The sequence below is a fragment of the Psychroflexus aurantiacus genome, from assembly GCF_010820555.1.
Taxonomy (GTDB): Bacteria; Bacteroidota; Bacteroidia; order Flavobacteriales; family Flavobacteriaceae; genus Psychroflexus; species Psychroflexus aurantiacus.
Genome location: NZ_JAAIKD010000001.1, coordinates 225,885 through 245,439, shown reverse-complemented (window position 1 = coordinate 245,439; position 19,555 = coordinate 225,885). Strand labels below are relative to the sequence as shown.

Genomic DNA, 19,555 nt, shown 5'->3' with positions numbered 1-19,555 from the left:
TAAAAGTAAATCACTTAATTAATATTGCTTTATTTTGGTTATTCCATGAGAATTTTTTCAAAGCAATAACTATATCGATTATTGTATAAAAGTGTTTAAAAAATGTTTGAGCCAATTCAATAATAATGGTATTCCTGAGGCTAAATATAAAAGAAAAGATTAAAACATAAATAAATTGACGAATGTGCGGAATTAGTGGGGCTTATTATTTTGATTCTAACGTTGATTTAGAAAAGGATAATTTATTAAGAATGAACAACGCCATTGTTCATAGAGGACCAGACAACGGGAGTATTAATGTTATAGGTCATGTAGGTTTAGGCCATAGAAGATTGAGCATTTTAGATTTATCTCTTAACGGTAACCAGCCTATGCAAACGAATGACGATAGGTTTACTATTGTTTATAATGGCGAAGTATATAATTTTTTAGAAATTAAAGAAAAATTAAGCAAGATTGGTTATGTATTTAATTCGACTACAGACACAGAAGTAATACTTAAAGCATTTCAAGAGTACGGTACCGCATGTTTTACTATGCTAAATGGGATGTTTGCTTTGGCTATATATGATAATAAGGACGATTTATTATATTTATGTCGAGATCGATTTGGTATAAAACCATTGTACTTCTATAAAGATAAAGATAAGTTATTGTTTAGTTCTGAAATTAAAGCCATAAAAGCTTATGAGAATTTAAATTTATCTCTAAATTATCAAGCATTATCAGAATATCTTTGGTTTGGAAACCCTTTAGGGAACCTTACTTTTTACGAACAGATTGAGGAAGTAAATTCTGGAACTTATATTATTATCGGTATAAATACTTTTGTAGAAAAAAAATACTTTGATATAAATTCAATTAAAGAAAATGATCTAACTGAAAATCAAATAATAAATAGAGTAAGTTCTTTACTTGAAGAGAGCGTTAAAAGCCAATTAATAAGTGATGTGCCAGTAGGAGTTTTTTTAAGTGGTGGTATTGACTCTTCTGCGATAACAGCATTTGCATCAAAACATTATAAAGGAAAATTAAAAACATATAGTATTGGGTTTGATTATGATAAGGGAATAAATGAACTGCCTTTAGCTAAAAAAATTGCAGAAAAATTTGAAACTGAGCATCATGAAATTCAAATTTCAGGTAATGATTTGATTAGCGTAATAGAATCACTTGTTGAAAGTCATGATGAACCTTTTGCTGATGCAGCAGATATTCCATTGTATTTAATATCAGAAAAACTAAAAGGAGAAGTAAAAGTTGTTTTACAAGGGGATGGTGGAGATGAGTTTTTTGGTGGATATAGCAGGTATAATACATTAAGTAGTTCTAAAAAATGGAATAAATTTTCATTTATATCATCATTGATTTCATTAACTAAAACAGAAAACACCAAATTATTAAGGCTTAAGCGATTTTTAGAAGCTATTTCAGATAAAAAACAGTATAAGAGAAATGCATTACTATTAACTATGGAGTCAAAATCTTCGAACCCATTCTTAGTTTTATCTTCGCGTATTAAGGAAAAAGTTTTAGATAAAGATCCATTCAAAAAGTATCAAGAAGTTTACTCTCAGTATCCGAAAGAGAAAAATTCTGTTCAAGCCCTATTTTATACTGATGCTCAAATAATTTTAAAAGACACGTTTTTTGAAAAAGTCGATAAATCTGTAATGGCAAACTCAATGGAGGTTCGGGTGCCTTTTATCGATAATAATTTAACTGATTTTATGTTGAGTGTACCTTCATCTTTGAAAACAAAAAATGGTGAGCAAAAATATATATTAAAAAAAGCTTTAAGGGGTATCGTGCCTGATGAAGTGTTGGATGGAAAGAAAAAAGGTTTTGGAGTACCATACGCTTATTGGTTAAAAACATCATTAGCAGATTATTTTTGCAAACAAATACAAACAAAAAAAGTATCAAACTTTATAGATTCAAATGAAGTTTTGAGATTATTTACTTTACATAAAAACGGTAAGGGTAATTACGGTTTTTTACTATGGAAAGTTTTGATTTTGGCTATTTGGTTAAATAACAATGCTATTAATGAATAATAAAAAAAAGCGAGTTCTCTTTATTGGGTCATTTAAGACTAAAGGCAAAGAGGGAAATGTCGGCGGACAGATGTTTGCGTGTAATTCGTTAATTAATTCTGATTTAAAAAATAAAGTTGACTGGATTCTAGTAGATACAACAGCAACAACAAATCTTAAAAGGTCTGTATTCAATAAACTTTCAAAATCTATTTTGAGATTAATCAAGGTTTTTTATTATCTCATTTTTTGTAGAGTTGATGTTATTTTGGCATTTTGTTCTAGTGGTAATAGTTTTCTAGAAAAGGGTTATGTATTAAAGATTTCAAAGTTTTTAGGGAAGCGCACTATAATTGCTCCAAGATCTGGACATTTAATTGATGGAATTATCACAAACCAAGGTTTTAAAAAGAAAGTGTTATCTATCTTTGAATCTTGTGATACTATTATTTGTCAAGGTTCATTTTGGAAGTCATTTTTTTTAAATGAATTGGGACAACCAGAAAATAAATTAAAAATAGTTCATAACTGGATTGATGCAAAAAATTACAACAAGACAAATAAAATAAAGACCCCTATCAATATCCTTTTCCTAGGTTGGGTTGACAAAAATAAAGGTGTATGGGATATTTTCAATGCAGTCAATATTTTAAAAAGGAGTGATTATAAACTAAACATTGCAGGAAATGGAGAAGAGTTTCAAAAGCTTTCAAAAGCTATACTAGAAAACTCTGTTCAAGATAGGATTGAAATGTTAGACTGGGTCTATGGAAATCATAAAATAAATCTTTTGAATGATGCTGATATTTTTATTTTACCTTCATACAGAGAGGGACTTCCTAATTCTTTATTAGAAGCAATGGCATCAAAGTGCGCTGTTATCGCCTCAAATGTGGGAGCTATACCTGATATTATTAATCACAATATAAACGGTAAATTAATTAATCCAGGCGATGTCAACGGATTAGTAAATGCTATCGAAGATTATTTAGATAATCATGAATTAATAAAAAAACATTCGGAAAGCGCTTTACAAACAATTCAAAAAAAAAACTCTATAAGCATAGTAGAAATTAAGTTTAGCAGTATATTAAAATTATGAAACAAATCATCCAATCCTTTAAAACAGGAGACACCATATTAGAAGAAGTACCGGCACCTAAAGCAAAGTCAGGTCAGGTATTAATTCAAACTACTAAAAGCTTGGTCTCACTAGGGACAGAGCGTATGCTGGTAGAGTTTGGGAAATCTAACTTAATTTCCAAAGCTCGCCAACAGCCCGATAAAGTAAAGCAGGTACTGGATAAAATAAAAACAGAAGGCTTATTACCAACCCTGGAAGCGGTATTCAATAAACTTGGTGAGCCCTTGCCTTTAGGCTATTGTAATGTGGGTAAGGTAATTGCAGTTGGTGAGGATGTTTCAGAATTTCAAGTAGGGGATCGTGTGGCTTCCAATGGGCAACACGCCGAGTTTGTCTCTATACCCAAAAATTTAGTGGCTAAAATCCCAGATAATGTAAGCGATGAAGAAGCCGCATTTACGGTAATTGGCTCTATAGGCTTACAAGGGATTCGTTTATGCCAGCCAACTCTAGGAGAAACCATTGTAGTTACTGGATTGGGTCTTATTGGATTGATGACAGCTCAATTGCTTAAGGCTAATGGCTGTAAAGTCATAGGCATAGACTTTGACCAGTCTAAATTAGATTTGGCAGAGCAATTTGGTATAGAAACCATTAATCCTGCGCAGGGCGATGATCCTGTAAAAACGGTAATGGATAAAACGAGTGGTATAGGTGCCGACGGGGTCATTATAACCGCTTCAACAAAGTCTAATGAAGTGATTTCTCAGGCCGCTCAAATGAGTCGTAAACGAGGAAGGATTATTTTGGTTGGGGTTATCGGTTTAGAGCTGAGTCGAGCTGAGTTTTATGAGAAGGAATTAACGTTCCAGGTGTCTTGTTCCTACGGTCCTGGACGTTACGATGATGTATATGAACAACAAGGGCAGGATTATCCACTTGCTTTTGTAAGGTGGACAGAGCAGCGTAATTTTCAAACTATTTTGGGAGCGATAAGTTCTGGAAACATTCAGGTAAAACCATTGATTACAGAAGTCATTCCTTTAGAAGACTACCAAAAAATTTATGGCGAAATCGGAACTTCCAAAGCCATAGCTTCTATTTTAACCTATAGCAATTCTAATTATTCCAATCAGGTTGTTTTAAAAAGCAATGAAAACAACCGTAAAAATAACGGTTTAGCTATTGTAGGTGCTGGTAATTTTACAAAAATGACCATGCTGCCGAAATTGAGTAAAACCAAGGCTAACATCGTCAGCGTTGTGAGTAGCGGAGGCATTTCAGGAACCGCTTTAGCCAAAAAATTCAATATTTCTAAAAGCACAACAGATGTAGATACTGTGCTTGAAGACGAGGCTGTAAATACAGTTTTAATAACGACCAGACACAATTTACATGCTCCAATGGTTTTAAAAGCCTTGGAAGCTAATAAAAATATATTTGTTGAAAAGCCTTTAGCACTTACTAGTGAAGAGTTGAATCAGATTATTGAAACTTACCGGAAAAGTAATTCAGTATTAACTGTCGGTTTTAACAGGCGTTTTTCTCCCTTTGCAACAAAGATGAAAGAAGTTTTAGGAAGTTCAGACAGCCCCATAAATGTGATCGCGACTATGAATGCCGGGATGATACCTGCAAATGTATGGGTACATGATTTAAAAATAGGTGGTGGTAGAATTGTAGGAGAAGCTTGTCACTTTATTGACTTGATTTCATATCTCACAGGAAGTAAGGTCACAGAGGTGTGTTTGAATGCCATGGGAGTGAATCCTGAGGAAAACACAGACAATGCCAGTATTTTATTAAAATATGAAAATGGCTCTACAGGGGTTATTAATTATTTTTCTAATGGAAGTAAATCTTATAGTAAAGAACGGGTTGAGGTCTATTCTCAGGAACGTACGCTTACGCTAGATAATTGGCGGGTTTTAAAAGGCTATGGTTTTAAAGGGTTTAGTAAAATGAAATCAAAAATGGACAAAGGGCATTCAGCACAATTCACCAAACTGGTCCAGCAAATTGAAAATAAAGGCAATGCCATTATACCCTTTGATAGTTTAGTAAACACAACTAAGGCTAGTTTTGCAGCGATTGAGAGTCTTAAGTCAAAAGCATGGATAGAGATAAAGTAATTCTATAAATGCTTAAAAAACTTAGTCTCTTATTTCCACTTTTACCCAAGTTAGGCTATTGGAATGTGGCTTATATGCTCTGGTATCGTACTTCCTTTAAATTAGGCTGGCGAAAAGCAAAGTTCCCATTGGGAAATCCTGTAAGAGGAAATTTTTATAAAAGTACTTTTCTAGCATCCAATTATCCAGAGGAATGGAAGTCGCAACTAAGAGCAAGAGCAGAGGCTGCCTTGCAGAGTCATTTAGACTATTTCCATCACCATAGCTTTGAGGTGGGGAATCCGCCTAACTGGTTTCAAAATCCATTTGAGGACTCTGTACTTAATAACCCAGATAAGCACTGGACAGAGCTTAGCGATTTTGATTTGAATACAGGGGATATCAAAATCTTATGGGAGCCTTCGCGTTTCGACTGGCTCACGGATTTGGCTCGTGCTTACAAAGTCTTTGGAGACGAAAAGTACTTGATGACGCTTAATGTTTGGTTACAAGATTGGAGTGAAAAAAATCCAAAAAACTGTGGGCCTAATTGGAAATGTGGACAAGAAACGGCTATACGAGTGATGAAACTTGTGACTGCCTCTCAAATTCTAGATCAAGACTTTGAGGCTTCTCAACCGTTGCAACAACTGATTTTAGAGCACCTGGAGCGTATTTCAGGCAACATTAACTATGCGATTGCTCAGGACAATAATCATGGAACTTCAGAAGCAGCTGGATTATACATAGGAGCAACATATTTGTTAAACCAAAAGAAAATCAACGTTTCTTCAAAAAAACTTAATTACTTCAAAAAACGTGGACGTAAAATATTAATTAATCGTATTTTAAAATTAATAGCCACTAAAGGAACTTTTGCTCAACAATCAGTGACTTATCAACGAGTCGTAGTGGACACCCTCAGTTGGGTAGTGTATGCTATGCAACGTTATAATGAGCCAAAATTTTCTAACCAGGTGAACGGACGATTACTAAGGTTAGGAGAGTGGCAAATGATCATGACAGCTAATGCAGCAGGGAATCCACCAAATTTAGGCTCAAATGATGGAGCCATGCTTGAAAACCTTCATCAGTGCGATTACCGCGATTTCAGACCATCAACTCAGCTCTTTTTTGGAGTGCTTTTAAATAAAAGAGTTTTTAATAATCAAGATAACGATGGCTTTGACGAAGCCTTATACTGGCGTTATCCTAAAGCTTATTTAAACTTTCCCCAGTATAAATCAGATCAACCAAACTTTGGGGTGTTGGATAATCAATTTCTTTATATTAAAGAGGAGCAATTAAGTCTATATATGCGCATACCACAAGATAAGTTTAGACCCAGTTCCTCAGATGCTTTCCATGTCGATTTATGGGTTAATGGTAAAAATATATTATGTGACTCTGGAACTTATTCTTATAATTCTGGGAGTGAAACTGATAGATTTAAATCGGTTACAGCACACAATACCATTCAATTCGACCATCATGAACAAATGCCTAAAATAAGTCGATTCTTATATGGCAGCTGGCTAAAAACTTCAATCAAGAAACCTTTAGAAAAAAAATCAGGCATCTATAGTTTTTCTGCATCTTATAAAGACCATAATCAAAATAAACACACTAGAAGTTTTGCGTTGAATACTAACTTAAGTCAGTTAACAGTAACGGATTCTTTTGATAAACTTAAAGAAATAGAAGCAAAAGTATTTTGGCACATGCCTATCAACGGAGAACTTAATTTAAAAGCTACAGATCAAAATTCAGAAAACTTAAGACCTAAAATGAGTTCAACTGAAGCTTCACTGTATTATTTAGAAAAACATCCAATTCAAAATCTACAATTCTCAACTCAAACAAATCAAATTACTACAAAAATCAATTTTTAGATGAACATTCTTTTAATTCATCAATATTTTCTGGAGAAAAATGACGGAGGCGGTAGTCGATTTAATGAAATGGTAAAGCACTGGTCAGATTTAGGCTATGAGGTAACTGTGCTTTCTGGAATGGTTCACTATGCAACTGGTAAAAAACCTGAAAAATACAAGGGTAAATACTTTTACAAAGATCTGGATTTTTATAAAAATACAGATGTGATCCGCTGTCATGTATCCGATAGTTACAATGTCAATTTTATAGGTCGATTATGGGCTTACTTTTCTTTTGTATTTTCAGGCATATGGGCAGGCTTGTTTAAAACTCGAAAAGCCTATGATGTTATTTTAGTCACTTCTCCTCCTTTATTTGTGGGGATTATCGCTTATGTTTTATCCAAATTAAAACTTAAGCCTTTTGTATTCGAAATACGCGATTTATGGCCTGAATCTGCTATAGATACCGGCGTTTTAACCAACAAATGGATTATTAAATTTGCCTATTGGTTTGAAGCTTTTATTTATAAAAGAGCTGAAAAAATAAACGTGCTTACTCCAGCTTTTAGAAAAAAACTGATTGAGGAGAAAAATATTGACACCGATAAAATTGCTTTTATTCCTAATGCAGCCGATTTTAGTCTAGCCGAAAGTTTACTTAGCGATTTTGATGCGCCAGCCTTTAAAACAAATACGGGTCTAGAAGATAAGTTTATCATCACTTATGTGGGAGCTCATGGTGTAGCCAACCATTTGATTCAATTGGTAGATGCAGCAGAGCATTTAAAAGAAACCAATGTTGTTTTTCAGCTCATTGGTGACGGGATGAAAAAACAAGACCTTATTGTTGAAGTCAAAAAACGAAATTTACAAGATCAATTTATATTCAGAGACAGTGTTCCGAAATCGGAAGTTTTCAAATACATACTTGCTTCAGACATGGGCGCTTCAGTTTTGAAAAAAGTAGATACATTTAAAACCATCTATTCCAATAAAACCTTTGATTATATGTCCTGTAAAAAACCTGTTTTATTATTGATTGATGGAGTTTCTAGAGAACTCGTACAAGAAGCAAAATGCGGTGTGTACCTCGAACCAGAAAACACTTTAGTAATAGCTAAAGGGATTAAAGAAATTTTAAAATACGACAAATCACAACTCGATCAGATGGGTGAAAACGGCTACCAGTACGCCAAAAAACACTTCGACAGACAAGTTCTTGCTAAAAGATATTTAGATGTATTGAAGAATGCTTTAATTAGTTAATAGTAATGAGTGTACAGTAACTAGTGACTAGGCACTAATGACTAATCACCTGTTACCAGTCACTTAAAACATGAAAACACATAAGAATTTAAAAGTTTGGGAGGAAGCTATTAGATTGATTACCTTTATCTATAAACAAACTGAGACTTTCCCAAAGTCAGAATTATAAGAGCTAACAAATCAAATTAGGCGATCCTCAGTGTCAATCGCTTCTAATATAGCAGAGGGTGCAGCAAGACATTCCCCGAAAGAATTCATTCAATTCTTATATATCGCTCTTGGCAGTGCATCAGAATTAGAAACACAACTCATTATAGCTGAAAACCTTGGATTTATTGATAATAACAAAAATGAAGAACTAAAAATTAAGCTTGCTTCCATCTCTAAGATGTTGTCTGGACTTATAGGAAATGTAAAATCTAAACAGTAACTAGTAATGAGTAAAATAGTAACTAGTCACCAATCACTACTTACTAATCACTCATCACTAATAACCAGTCACTAAACCAAATGTACAAACCCATCATAAAACCCCTTTTCGACTTCCTTGCTGCTCTGATAGGTTTACTCCTGCTGAGTCCAATTTTTAATATAGTTACTATACTCTTATTCATTGCTAATCAAGGCAAACCTTTCTTTTTTCAAAAGCGGCCAGGTAAAGACGAACATATATTCAAAATCATCAAGTTCAAAACCATGAACGATGCAACAGATAAGAACGGGAATTTATTACCAGATGAAAAGCGCTTAACAGTTGTTGGAAAATTTGTACGCAAAACCTCTTTAGATGAAATTCCGCAGTTAATTAATGTGCTTAAAGGTGATATGAGTTTAGTGGGACCGCGTCCTTTATTACCTGAGTATTTGGCCTTATATGACCAGGAACAGAAAAAACGTCACCAAGTAAAACCAGGTATTACTGGCTGGGCTCAGATAAATGGAAGAAATGCGATTTCCTGGGAAGATAAATTTAGATTGGATGTAGAGTATATCAGGAATCAAAGCTTTGCATTAGATCTAAAAATATTATTTTTAACCATAAAAAAAGTATTTGTTTCAGAAGGTATAAATCAGGTAGGACAAGCTACAGCAGAAAAGTTTAAAGGAGATACATTAAACTAATAATGAAAACTAATAATGAAAACTAATAATGAAAACTATGAAAGGTAAAATAGCAATTATAGGAGCTGGAGGTTTTGGTCGTGAAGTAAAAATGTTGATAGATCAAATTAATGAAGCCAAACCTAAGTATGATATTATCGGTTTCTATGATGATGATGGTAACTTACCAAACATTATTAATGGGTTGCCCTATCTAGGTTCAATTGATGATTTGACAAAAAGGGACGATAAAATATCAATAGCATTGGGTATTGGAGTTTCTGATGTAAAAAAAAATATAATTAAACGATTAGAAAATTTTGAATTCAAATATCCTACTCTTATTCATCCCAATGTTTGGCTAGGGAAAGACGATGTTACAGTAGGAAAAGGATGTGTTATTTGCGCTAATACAGTTATTACTTGTAATATTAAAATAAGAGATTTCGTTACTTTAAACCTGTCTTGTACAGTAGGTCACGATACTGAAATTAAAAGTTTCTCCTCATTTATGCCTTCAGTAAACATTTCAGGAGAAGTCATAATAGAAGAGAGAGTTTACGTAGGTACAGGCGCAAAAATAATTAATCAATTACAGATTGGAGAAAATACTATTGTTGGTGCTGGAGCCGTTGTTGCAAAATCTTTACCTGCAAATTGCACCGCTGTAGGAATTCCTGCAAAACCCATCAAGTTTCATTCATAAACTGAATGCTTTTTATTCTCTCTGCCCAACCTAAGCTGGAAGAGTTTTTCTAAGACTAAGGAATCTCTTTTTTCAAACTAAAAGAATACATTCTCAAAGCAGAGGATCACCACATTTTATTTATTCCTGCCGGCTACGTGTCCGCCATCAAACCGGTAAGCGGCAAGCCCACCCTCCAGGTCTTTTCAGACCAATCCCTTCAGGACTCCCAAAACGACGATTACAGATTTGATAGTAGTATGTGGTATTACGATTCGTTTATGTAGTAATAAAGTGAGTAGTGAATAGTGAACTGTTGGAAAACCGGTAGACTGGTAGACCGGGTAACTAGTTGTCAACGTCAGTTGAGTAGTTTGTGAGTCTTTGATTGGTGGGTATAGAATTATGAAAATAAAAAATTAGCATATTAACCAAAATGGTCAACGCTATTTAGGGAAGGTCATCCCTCTTTGTTCTATGTTCTTTTCTCCATTTTCTAACATCTGAAATCTAATATCTACTCCCCATTCCATCTCACTCTACTTCGACTGCGCTCAGTACAGGCAATTCGATGTTAAAACAATTAGAATTAAAGTGAATAGTAAAGAATCTAGATTTTTTTATTAATAACAGTTAAGAATTTAAAACTGGCCTACTAAAAAAATATTGAAAATCAAGGAAGCAGGATTGGCTAAAAGATAAAAATCTGTTTGAGTCACGCTTTTGCGTGATGAGTTATTTTTTATCTGTGGCTGGGGATTTCGTAGATTTTTCTTATATTTTTTTAGCAAGCCTAGACCTTTTTGGTTACTTTTTACGGCGATGGTAAAAAGTAATACAGCTTTAATTTAAAATAGGATCTTATCGGTGGCTGAATAATCTTTCCTATCGAAAACAAAAAGATTCCCTGCCTTTGCCAAGTTAACGCAGGCAGGCCCATCTCGCTCCCGCTCTTGCGGAATGCAGACGGCTAATGGCCAAAAGCCAACAGCCAGTTTTCAACGTCTTCGTCATCGTTCCTTCAAGCGCTAGCCGATTATTCGAATATTCGATTACACGAATAAGCAGCTATTTACCAGTTCAGTTTTTTTACTCACTACTCACTACTCACTACTCCCTACTTCGCCTTCAAAAAAGCAAGCTTATAACTCAGTCCCAAACTGCCAAATACGCTGGCCAAATCCCCTCTTAAAGCCTTGGTGTATCCCACAGAACTTCTCAGGGATAAGGTTGGAGACAGTTTTAAATTGAGGCCTGCTGCCGGTTTTATAATAAGCCCCTGACCGGTGCTGATGTTCCCGCCACCGGCACCGCCTCCCAGAACCTGACCAAACACCTGAATGGTATTGCCAAAAAGAGAAGGCGACTGAAGTCCCAGACCGGCAATCCCTTCGGCATAGGCTCCTGCATTACCGAAATTGGCAAAGGAGGTTTGTCCTGCCAGATAAAAGGTTTTGTTTAAAAAGTAATTCAGCTGAAAAGAGATCTGGTACAGGTTTTCGGTGGGATTGGAAGTGCGCTGAGCATTTGCGTAAACCTCTTGTTTTAAAATGGCTTCGAAACCTTTAAATGTTGCGGACCTGCTTTCAGACTTAGGTCTAATGCCATTGAAGTTGGTGTAGTATTTTAGCCCAAGTCCGTAAGTAGAGGAGGAAAAATGAGAGTCGGGCGTAAGCATGAAGCCTGTATTAATCGCGAGGTAAAGGTCTTCAAACAGTTTTTGCTCCAGCGATATATCCGGATAAATCATAAACCCGCCCTGGGTATCCACACCGCCGCCACCGCCGGCACCCATGCCCAATTTGGTGAGCAGGTTGGTTTTGTTGTTATTGAAACTCAAGTGATAGCCTCCTCCTAAAAAAACATCCATATACCCCGCCGGTATACCGCTGTAGGCGCCGTCGGCTTTCAGAAAAACAAACCAGTTGTCTTCCAGATAGGCATCGATTTCGAGCCCGACAAGCCGAATAGTCCTGTCTGCAGAAGGTGACACGTTAGCAATTACAGAACGATCGCTTACCATTAAATTATTCAGGTGCAGCATCCCCGAAAAGCGCTTGAAAGGCTTATCCCAGGAGGTGTTTTTTAAAGCCGCTGAGGGGTATGTTTTCTCTATCTGGTCGAAAGTGGCATAGTTAAAGTTTAAAGGGATTTGCATTCCGAAATGCAACTGATGGCTTTCAATCCGGCCTTTATCGATAAAGTTGACGTAGCTATACCCCAGCGTCACGGAAAAGGGCTTAAACTGAAATCCTAGGTCGGCATGAGGCAATATAAAAGCACCCCCGCCATCGGGAGCGCCGGCGCCACCACCCCCGCCAAAGTGTAAGCCCGTGTCAATAAACAGCAAATCGCTGAGATGCGTCTGTAAACCGGCGTTTAGACCCAGAGTGAAAAATCCGCCACGCTGCCCCGTCAGTGAACCATAAATCCCCAGACCTGTATAAAAATCACCAAAACGCAGGTTATAGTGCAGCCCGGACCAGGCCATATTCGGTTCACGAATGCCCTCCACAGTTTCAGGCATGTCGATGGATAAAAAGTCGATTTGACCAAAACCCTTTTGCTGCTGCAATTGAGGAACCTGATCGGAATTTTGTGCGAAGGCAACACTTGACATTAGAAGCGTGAAGAGAATTCTTTTCCACATAGCGTAAAGGATTATATACAGACACAAATATATACGAATACACCTAAATGCCTTACCTCTCTTCGCATTCAGACCAGAGTATGTCGGTAAATCTTGAATTACAAGTTGTAGACACTTAGTTTTTGAGTCTTTGAGTTTGTGAGTCTTTGATTGGTGAGTGGTGATTATAGAATTGTGAAAATAACCAATAGGTATATTAACCAAAACGGTCAACGCTATTTAGGGAAGGTCATAGAGCCAACGGCCAACAGCCTAGTAGACCGGTTAACCAGAAGTCAAAGTCTTAGTCTTCGTCATCGTTCCCTCAAGCGCCCTGCCGATTATACCTCTATTCGATAGCTCGATTACTCGATAGAGCGAAGCAAACTTGAGTTGAGTAGTTTGTGAGTCTTTGAGTTTTAGAGAGGTGGGTATAGAATTTTAAATTATTAATGAAAATTTTAAAAAAATCTGATTAATGCTTTGTCATGCTGAACACAAGATTTGTCATGCTGAATTTAGTTCAGCATCTTCACTATATTTAACTTATGACTAAACGAAGCTTTCATAACTACTCAGTTTACATTTTGACCAATAAGCCTAAGGGTACATTATACATTGGAGTAACTGGCGGTCTAGACGATAGAATGGAAAGGCATATCAAAGGAGAAGGAAGTAAATTTACCTCAAAATATAAATTGAATCGCTTGGTCTATGTTGAGGATTTTCAATATATAGAAGATGCCATCGCAAGAGAAAAACAACTCAAAAACTGGCACCGACAGTGGAAAATAAATTTGATTGAACAAGATAATCCAGATTGGAAGGATTTATACAAGCCCTTAGGTAGTGACCCAGACCCTGAAACAAGCCTGCCCGCGTGACGCAGACAGGTATGTTCAGGGTGACACATAATTTAAATTTGTCATCCTGTCCCGATAGCTATCGAGATTAGCATCTAATTTATTTTGATTTAAGAAAAAGTTAAGCCATTAGGCTAAGGTAAAATATTACTTTATTGTTTCCGAAAATTTATCGTCACTCGAAAAAGCCAACGGTTAACGGCCAAAAGCCAACAGCCAGTTTTCAACGTCTTCGTCAGCGTTCCTTCAAGCTCTAGCCGATTATTCGAATATGCGATTACACGAAAGCGTAGCTATTTAGAAGGTCAGTTTTTTTACTTTATACTCACCACTCACCACTTTGTAAGCTTCCCCCCCTTAAACGCTTTCACGTATACACCTATGAACAAGCTGTGAATTAACGACAAAATAAAAGAATTCAGGAGAACCCAAAGCAACTTCAGGTCAATAGGAGCAAGTACTAAGGCTAAAAGTCAAATAACTTGTGAATAATGGATAATTGTTAAAATTAAATGTAATTTTACATTGCTATTAATTTGAAACCCGTATATTTGTTGTAACTAAATTTTAAAATTATGAAAAAGATTACATTATTAACATCATTCCTTTTCTTATTCACGTTTATAGTGAATGCTCAGGAAGATACAGCAGACACTCCTTACACGGAATATAACAAATGGTCGATAGATTTTGGGGTAGGTTTATTAAGTACGCCTAAACCTTTCAGTAGCCCTCAATATAATTCCGGCAAATTCGAAGACTTGGTTTACAATGCCTCTGTTCGTTATATGCTTAACGAAAAATTTGGATTACGCGCTGGCGCTATTTATTCTGAAATAACTGAAGGTGATAATTCATTACCATTTTCAACAGATATGTGGACCTTTACAGGTGAAGGTGTCTTGAATTTGGGCGCGATCCTGAATTTTAATGATTTCACAAACCGATTTAATTTACTGGCCCATGGTGGTGTTCAGCATTCTACATTTAGTTCAGATATTGGAGGAAATGATAATGCTTTTGGATTTATTGCCGGTTTAACCCCTCAGATTAAATTATCCGACAAAGTCGCATTCAATTTAGATGCAAGTTTTCTTGGTAATGTTTCGCAACAAGTCGGTGTTGATGGTAATGGCCCTGCTGGTAGCAGAGGATTTGACGGTTGGGTTGCTAATGTAACTGCCGGTCTATCCATTTACTTAGGAAGTGAAGAGAAGCACGCAGACTGGGTTGACAATTCCAACGAAAAATTATTTGGAGATCGTATTGCAACTCTGGAAAACGACTTAGCTAAAATTGAGCGTGACATGCTGGATACCGATAAAGACGGTGTTCCGGATTATCTGGACAGAGAGCCAAATACCTTAGCCGGTGTGGCGGTGAATACCAAAGGAGAATCTGTGGATGCGAATCAAAACGGTATTCCTGATGAGTTGGAAAGTACATTAAACGAAACCTATGTGACTAAAGAATATGCGCTTAACATGTCTCAGTCGGGTATTGCTGAAGTGAAGCCGGAAGCTAATGATAAAATCGTGAATGTCTACTTTAGATTCAACAGCACTCAGCCGGAATTCTATTCTTTGGAAGCGATTAACAAGATTGTTAGATACATGAAAGAATATCCAAAAGCTGAAGCAGTGTTAACCGGTTATGCTGACGGAATTGGAGGTTCAGATTACAATATGAAATTATCTGAAGACCGTGCTAAGAAAATCTATGATATCGTTATCGCTTCAGGTATCGATGCCTCGAGATTATCTTACCAAGGTGGGGGTAGTGTAAACTACGGACCAGAAGATAATATGATAGACGAAACAAGACAGTTGTCAAGACGTGTGTCTTTCGAATTGAAATAGAATATCATACTATATATTTCCAAAACCCCTCTGGCAGATATGCCGAGGGGTTTTTTGATTTTATGAATAGGATTAGTTCATATTTTTCTTTTCAAATTTAGATGACCCGTTAACCAGAAGTCTTTGTCAAAGTCTTCGTCAACGTTTTCTTAAGCGTCCTGCCGATTATACCAATACACGATTACACGATAGAGTGTTACGACTCACCAGCTCATTTTTTTTACTTCCTACTCTCTACTTACTACTCACTACTTTGTACTTTCTACTATTACTCCCAAAGATTACTGCTCGGCCGAAATGACACAGCCAGCAGTCCTCAACTAACTTAATCATTTCATAACAATAGAGCCTGCTGTAGATCGATAGAAAGTATCATTTTTGCGGTTGATTTTCTTTGAATGGAAACGCTTTACACCTCCCTTATCGTTTTACTGTTTCTGCTCGCCATCGCCGATCTGGTGGTGGGGGTGAGTAATGATGCAGTGAACTTTCTGAATTCAGCAATAGGGTCTAAAGCCGTTCCCATGCGTACCATTCTGATCGTGGCCGGGCTTGGCGTTCTGGTGGGGGCTGTGTTTTCTTCTGGTCTGATGGAAGTGGCCAGGAAAGGGATTTTCAATCCGGAACTCTTCTTTTTTGATGAAATCATCATTATTTTTCTGGCGGTGCTCATCACCGATATCCTGTTGCTGGATTTCTTTAATTCCATCGGTATACCAACCTCTACCACCGTTTCTGTGGTTTTCGAACTCCTTGGGGCTGCCGTGGTCATTTCGCTGCTGAAGCTTTATGAAACCGGGGAAGGCTTTTCGAATTTGAGACAATTCATCAATGTTCAAAACGCCTCCGAAATCAGTTTGGGGATTCTTATATCGGTATTTGTAGCTTTTGGGGTCGGTGCCATCGTTCAGTTTATATCAAGGCTTATTTTTTCCTTTGACTACCAAAGTAAACTCAACTATATAGGCGGTTTATACGGCGGCGTTTCCTTGTCGGCCATCACCTATTTCATCCTCCTGAAGGGAACCAACTCCATTACCTTTATAGATCAAAATCTTATTGAACAGATACTGGAAAGCAAGCTGTGGATTATCGGTATCAGTTTTTTCTTCTGGACCCTGGTTTCCAATGTGCTGATTCAGGTGTTCCATTTACATATTTTAAAAGTGATTGTGGTCATCGGTACCTTTGCCCTGGCCCTGGCCTTTGCGGGAAATGACCTAGTCAACTTTATCGGGGTGAGTATTGCGGCCTGGCAGGCCTTTTTGCTATGGCAGGAGGCTTTTCTTGCGTCCGGGGTGCTTCCTTCCCAGTTTTTGATGGACGGCCTGTCTGGGGAAGTCCAGACCCCGGTGTATTTATTGGTGATAGCAGGAGGTATTATGGTGGTCACGCTTTGGTTTTCCAGCAAAGCCCAGTATGTCGTTCAGACGGGCGTGAATTTAGGTCGGCAGGGGGAGGGTCAGGAGCGTTTTCGTCCCAATGCTTTATCCAGAACCGTGGTCCGGTATTCGGTGTTTGTAGGTCAGACCTTTTCACAGGTGCTTTCAGAACCCGTTCAGGAGAAAATCAATAGCCGTTTTAATTTTCCTGAAAAAGCCCTGGGCTATAAAAAAGGGGTGGCCAAGCCGGCTTTCGATTTGCTGAGGGCTTCCGTCAACCTCGTGTTAGCCAGTATTCTGATTTCTCTGGCTACCAACTATACCCTGCCTTTATCCACCACCTACGTTACCTTTATGGTGGCCATGGGGACTTCGTTTGGAGACCGCGCCTGGGGAAGAGAAAGTGCGGTCTACCGGGTATCCGGGGTTTTCAATGTCATAGGAAGCTGGATTGCGACGGCCGCCATTGCGTTTACGGCTGCAGGACTCCTGTCGCTCATCATCTGGTTCGGGTCCTATTATGCCATTGGTATTTTATTGATTATCGCTTTGTTTTCCATTGTACGAAGTGCAGTGCGACACTCCAGGCGAGTGAAATTTGAACGCGAACACAAAAAATTCAACAAAACCGATATCATCACCATCAATGAAATGACCAAAGAGTCTTCTGAAAACATCGTCAAGATCATCTCAGGGGTCAACGATTTGTTATTGGACGTCGTCAATAATCTGGGTTACCACGATCTGAACCGACTTAAAAAAAGTTTAAAAACCCAGGAGGAGCTCGAAGTGCTGATCAATAAACTTAAAGATAATATTTTCTATTACATCAAGTCTCTAGAAGATACCAATGTGGAAGCCTCGAAATTTTATGTCCTGACGCTGGATTACCTTCAGGATATGGTCCAGTCTCTGGCGTATATCACCAGAAGCAGCCATACTCACGTGAGCAACAACCACAAAAACCTGAAATTTAGTCAGATACGCGATTTGAAGAGCGTGCAGCGGGATTTGGATGAGGTTTACAGCGAGCTGATCAAAGCCTTTCAGTCCTCAGAATTTGACAGTATAGAACAGCTGATCATCAACGAAAAAAAGGTGTTGAACAAAATTAGCGATTTGCTTCAAAAGCAGATTGAAAGAATTCGCGAGACGGAAAATAGTCCCAAAAACTCAAAGCTTTATTTCGGAATTTTACTGGAGACCAAAACCCTAACCAAAACCTCTGTGGCTCTGCTGGAATTGTTTAAGGAATATTACGAAGAGGCAAAACAGGAGTTTTAAGCTAGTTAACCAGTAGACTAGTCTGCCGGTCGACCAGTTACAGGTTAACCAGAAGTCTTCGTCAGTGTCTCCTCATCGTTCCTTCAAGCGCCCTGCCGATTATACGACTATTCGATTACACGATTACTCGATAAAGCGCAGCAATCCGGAATCGATGAGTTTGTGAGTTTTGAGAGGTGAGTAGAATTATAAAAATAACCAAAACGGTCAACGCTATTTAGGGAAGTTTAGAACGCCAACACCTAAAAGCCAAAGGCTAACAGCCTGGTAGACCAGTATACCAGTTGACCAGTCTTTCTTCTATTCTCTTTTCTCTTTGTTCTTCTCATCTCAAATTTTTAGTTTTGACTCACCACTTCGTACTTCTACTATTTAATTTCTAATATATTTAAAAAAAATCCCCGCTTCTCCCACTAGTCTACTCCTCTGCATATGATTATATTTGAATATAAATAAGTGCTCATGAAAATATATACAAAAACAGGAGATAAAGGCACGACCTCGCTTTTTGGGGGGAAGCGTGTCGCTAAACATAACCTAAGAATTGATAGTTACGGAACCGTGGACGAACTGAATGCCAATTTAGGCCTGGTAAGAGACCAGGATTTGGATGTGAACTCAAAGCAAGGCCTGATTCAGATTCAGGAGAAATTGTTTACGGTGGGAGCGATTTTAGCCTCAGACCCGGCTAAGGCTTCAAACGCCTCTAAAATTCCAAAACTCAAGGAAGCGGATATCCTGTTCCTTGAACAAGAGATTGACCGGATGAACGAGGACCTGCCTGAAATGACCCATTTTGTGCTGCCGGGCGGGCATACGGCTGTGTCGCACTGCCATGTGGCAAGAACCGTTTGCAGACGGGCAGAGCGTATCTGCGCCGCGCTTATCAATCTGGAACCCTTTGACGAGAAAGTCCTGCAGTATTTGAACCGGCTTTCTGATTATTTGTTTGTGCTGGCAAGGTGCATCGCCAAACAGAAAAACGCCGAGGAGGTAAAGTGGATTCCGGATACGGGGAAGTAGTCGTGAGTTTTTGAGTGGTGAGTATAGAATTTTAAAAATAAAAAAATGGTCAACGCTATTTAGGGAAGGTCAGAATGCCAACGGCTAAGGGCTAAAAGCCAAAGGCCTAGTCTACCAGTTGACTAGTTAACCAGAAGTCTTCGTCATCGTTCCCTCAAGCGCCCTGCCGATTATTCCACTATTCCATTATACGATTACTCGATAGAGCAGCTATTTACCAGTTCAGTTTTTTTACTCACTACCTACTACTTTATACTTTCTACTATTAACGGCTGAATTTGTTTTGTTGCATCTGATATTTTAAATTTTCACCAGTTCACCAGTTCACCAGTTCACCAGTTCACCAGTTCACCAG

At 37.6% G+C, this 19,555-nt stretch carries 13 protein-coding genes and 1 pseudogene; 13 read left to right on the top strand and 1 reads right to left on the bottom strand.

The window, feature by feature from the left end; translation table 11 throughout:
• Positions 1-182 precede the first annotated feature (182 nt).
• From asnB to G3567_RS13515, 9 genes and pseudogenes are all read left to right on the top strand, one after another.
• Positions 183-2,057 (top strand): asparagine synthase (glutamine-hydrolyzing), encoded by a 1,875-nt coding sequence (asnB, locus tag G3567_RS01035; protein ID WP_164003316.1) that lies wholly within the window; start codon positions 183-185, stop codon positions 2,055-2,057.
• Positions 2,050-3,138 (top strand): glycosyltransferase family 4 protein, encoded by a 1,089-nt coding sequence (locus G3567_RS01030; protein WP_164003315.1) that lies wholly within the window; start codon positions 2,050-2,052, stop codon positions 3,136-3,138. The genes asnB and G3567_RS01030 overlap by 8 nt, the downstream gene beginning before the upstream one ends.
• A complete protein-coding gene (locus G3567_RS01025; RefSeq protein ID WP_164003314.1) occupies positions 3,135-5,252 on the top strand; it encodes a bi-domain-containing oxidoreductase in 2,118 nt (705 codons plus the stop codon). The genes G3567_RS01030 and G3567_RS01025 overlap by 4 nt, the downstream gene beginning before the upstream one ends.
• Positions 5,253-5,260: 8 nt before the next feature.
• Positions 5,261-7,123 (top strand): heparinase II/III domain-containing protein, encoded by a 1,863-nt coding sequence (locus tag G3567_RS01020; RefSeq protein ID WP_164003313.1) that lies wholly within the window; start codon positions 5,261-5,263, stop codon positions 7,121-7,123.
• Positions 7,124-8,374 (top strand): glycosyltransferase family 4 protein, encoded by a 1,251-nt coding sequence (locus G3567_RS01015; protein WP_164003312.1) that lies wholly within the window; start codon positions 7,124-7,126, stop codon positions 8,372-8,374.
• 181 nt (positions 8,375-8,555) lie between these two features.
• Positions 8,556-8,804 (top strand): annotated as a pseudogene (locus tag G3567_RS13430) (four helix bundle protein); the annotation flags it as partial.
• An 80-nt stretch (positions 8,805-8,884) separates the two neighbouring features.
• Positions 8,885-9,496, top strand: a complete 612-nt coding sequence (locus G3567_RS01005; protein ID WP_164003311.1) for a sugar transferase — start codon at positions 8,885-8,887, stop codon at positions 9,494-9,496.
• 37 nt (positions 9,497-9,533) lie between these two features.
• Entirely contained in the window at positions 9,534-10,181 is a 648-nt protein-coding gene (locus G3567_RS01000) for an acetyltransferase (protein ID WP_164003310.1), read from the top strand.
• A gap of 137 nt (positions 10,182-10,318) precedes the next feature.
• A complete protein-coding gene (locus tag G3567_RS13515) occupies positions 10,319-10,447 on the top strand; it encodes a hypothetical protein (RefSeq protein WP_262887100.1) in 129 nt (42 codons plus the stop codon).
• A gap of 830 nt (positions 10,448-11,277) precedes the next feature.
• Here G3567_RS13515 and G3567_RS00995 read toward each other — a convergent pair.
• Positions 11,278-12,810 carry a hypothetical protein gene (locus tag G3567_RS00995; protein ID WP_164003309.1) on the bottom strand — a complete coding sequence of 511 codons (1,533 nt, stop codon included), beginning with the start codon at positions 12,808-12,810 and terminating at the stop codon, positions 11,278-11,280.
• Positions 12,811-13,337: 527 nt separating this feature from the next.
• Between G3567_RS00995 and G3567_RS00990 the strand changes: the two genes are divergently transcribed.
• From G3567_RS00990 to G3567_RS00975, 4 genes are all read left to right on the top strand, one after another.
• On the top strand, positions 13,338-13,673 hold the full coding sequence (locus tag G3567_RS00990) for a GIY-YIG nuclease family protein (RefSeq protein ID WP_164003308.1): 336 nt from the start codon (positions 13,338-13,340) through the stop codon (positions 13,671-13,673).
• Between the two features lie 554 nt (positions 13,674-14,227).
• Entirely contained in the window at positions 14,228-15,511 is a 1,284-nt protein-coding gene (locus G3567_RS00985) for an OmpA family protein (RefSeq protein ID WP_164003307.1), read from the top strand.
• Positions 15,512-15,909: 398 nt separating this feature from the next.
• Positions 15,910-18,177, top strand: a complete 2,268-nt coding sequence (locus G3567_RS00980; RefSeq protein ID WP_164003306.1) for an inorganic phosphate transporter — start codon at positions 15,910-15,912, stop codon at positions 18,175-18,177.
• Positions 18,178-18,639: 462 nt separating this feature from the next.
• The gene (locus G3567_RS00975) at positions 18,640-19,200 is read left to right on the top strand and encodes a cob(I)yrinic acid a,c-diamide adenosyltransferase (protein WP_164003305.1); all 561 of its coding nucleotides are present in this window, start codon (positions 18,640-18,642) and stop codon (positions 19,198-19,200) included.
• Positions 19,201-19,555 lie beyond the last annotated feature (355 nt).

Excerpts from the sequence above, each read along its gene's own strand:
- asnB (WP_164003316.1), top strand. The coding sequence starts at position 183 with ATGTGCGGAATTAGTGGGGCTTATTATTTTGATTCTAACGTTGATTTA.
- G3567_RS01030 (WP_164003315.1), top strand. The coding sequence starts at position 2,050 with ATGAATAATAAAAAAAAGCGAGTTCTCTTTATTGGGTCATTTAAGACT.
- G3567_RS01025 (WP_164003314.1), top strand. The coding sequence starts at position 3,135 with ATGAAACAAATCATCCAATCCTTTAAAACAGGAGACACCATATTAGAA.
- G3567_RS01020 (WP_164003313.1), top strand. The coding sequence starts at position 5,261 with ATGCTTAAAAAACTTAGTCTCTTATTTCCACTTTTACCCAAGTTAGGC.
- G3567_RS01015 (WP_164003312.1), top strand. The coding sequence starts at position 7,124 with ATGAACATTCTTTTAATTCATCAATATTTTCTGGAGAAAAATGACGGA.
- G3567_RS01005 (WP_164003311.1), top strand. The coding sequence starts at position 8,885 with ATGTACAAACCCATCATAAAACCCCTTTTCGACTTCCTTGCTGCTCTG.
- G3567_RS01000 (WP_164003310.1), top strand. The coding sequence starts at position 9,534 with ATGAAAGGTAAAATAGCAATTATAGGAGCTGGAGGTTTTGGTCGTGAA.
- G3567_RS00995 (WP_164003309.1), bottom strand. The coding sequence starts at position 12,810 with ATGTGGAAAAGAATTCTCTTCACGCTTCTAATGTCAAGTGTTGCCTTC.
- G3567_RS00990 (WP_164003308.1), top strand. The coding sequence starts at position 13,338 with ATGACTAAACGAAGCTTTCATAACTACTCAGTTTACATTTTGACCAAT.
- G3567_RS00985 (WP_164003307.1), top strand. The coding sequence starts at position 14,228 with ATGAAAAAGATTACATTATTAACATCATTCCTTTTCTTATTCACGTTT.
- G3567_RS00980 (WP_164003306.1), top strand. The coding sequence starts at position 15,910 with ATGGAAACGCTTTACACCTCCCTTATCGTTTTACTGTTTCTGCTCGCC.
- G3567_RS00975 (WP_164003305.1), top strand. The coding sequence starts at position 18,640 with ATGAAAATATATACAAAAACAGGAGATAAAGGCACGACCTCGCTTTTT.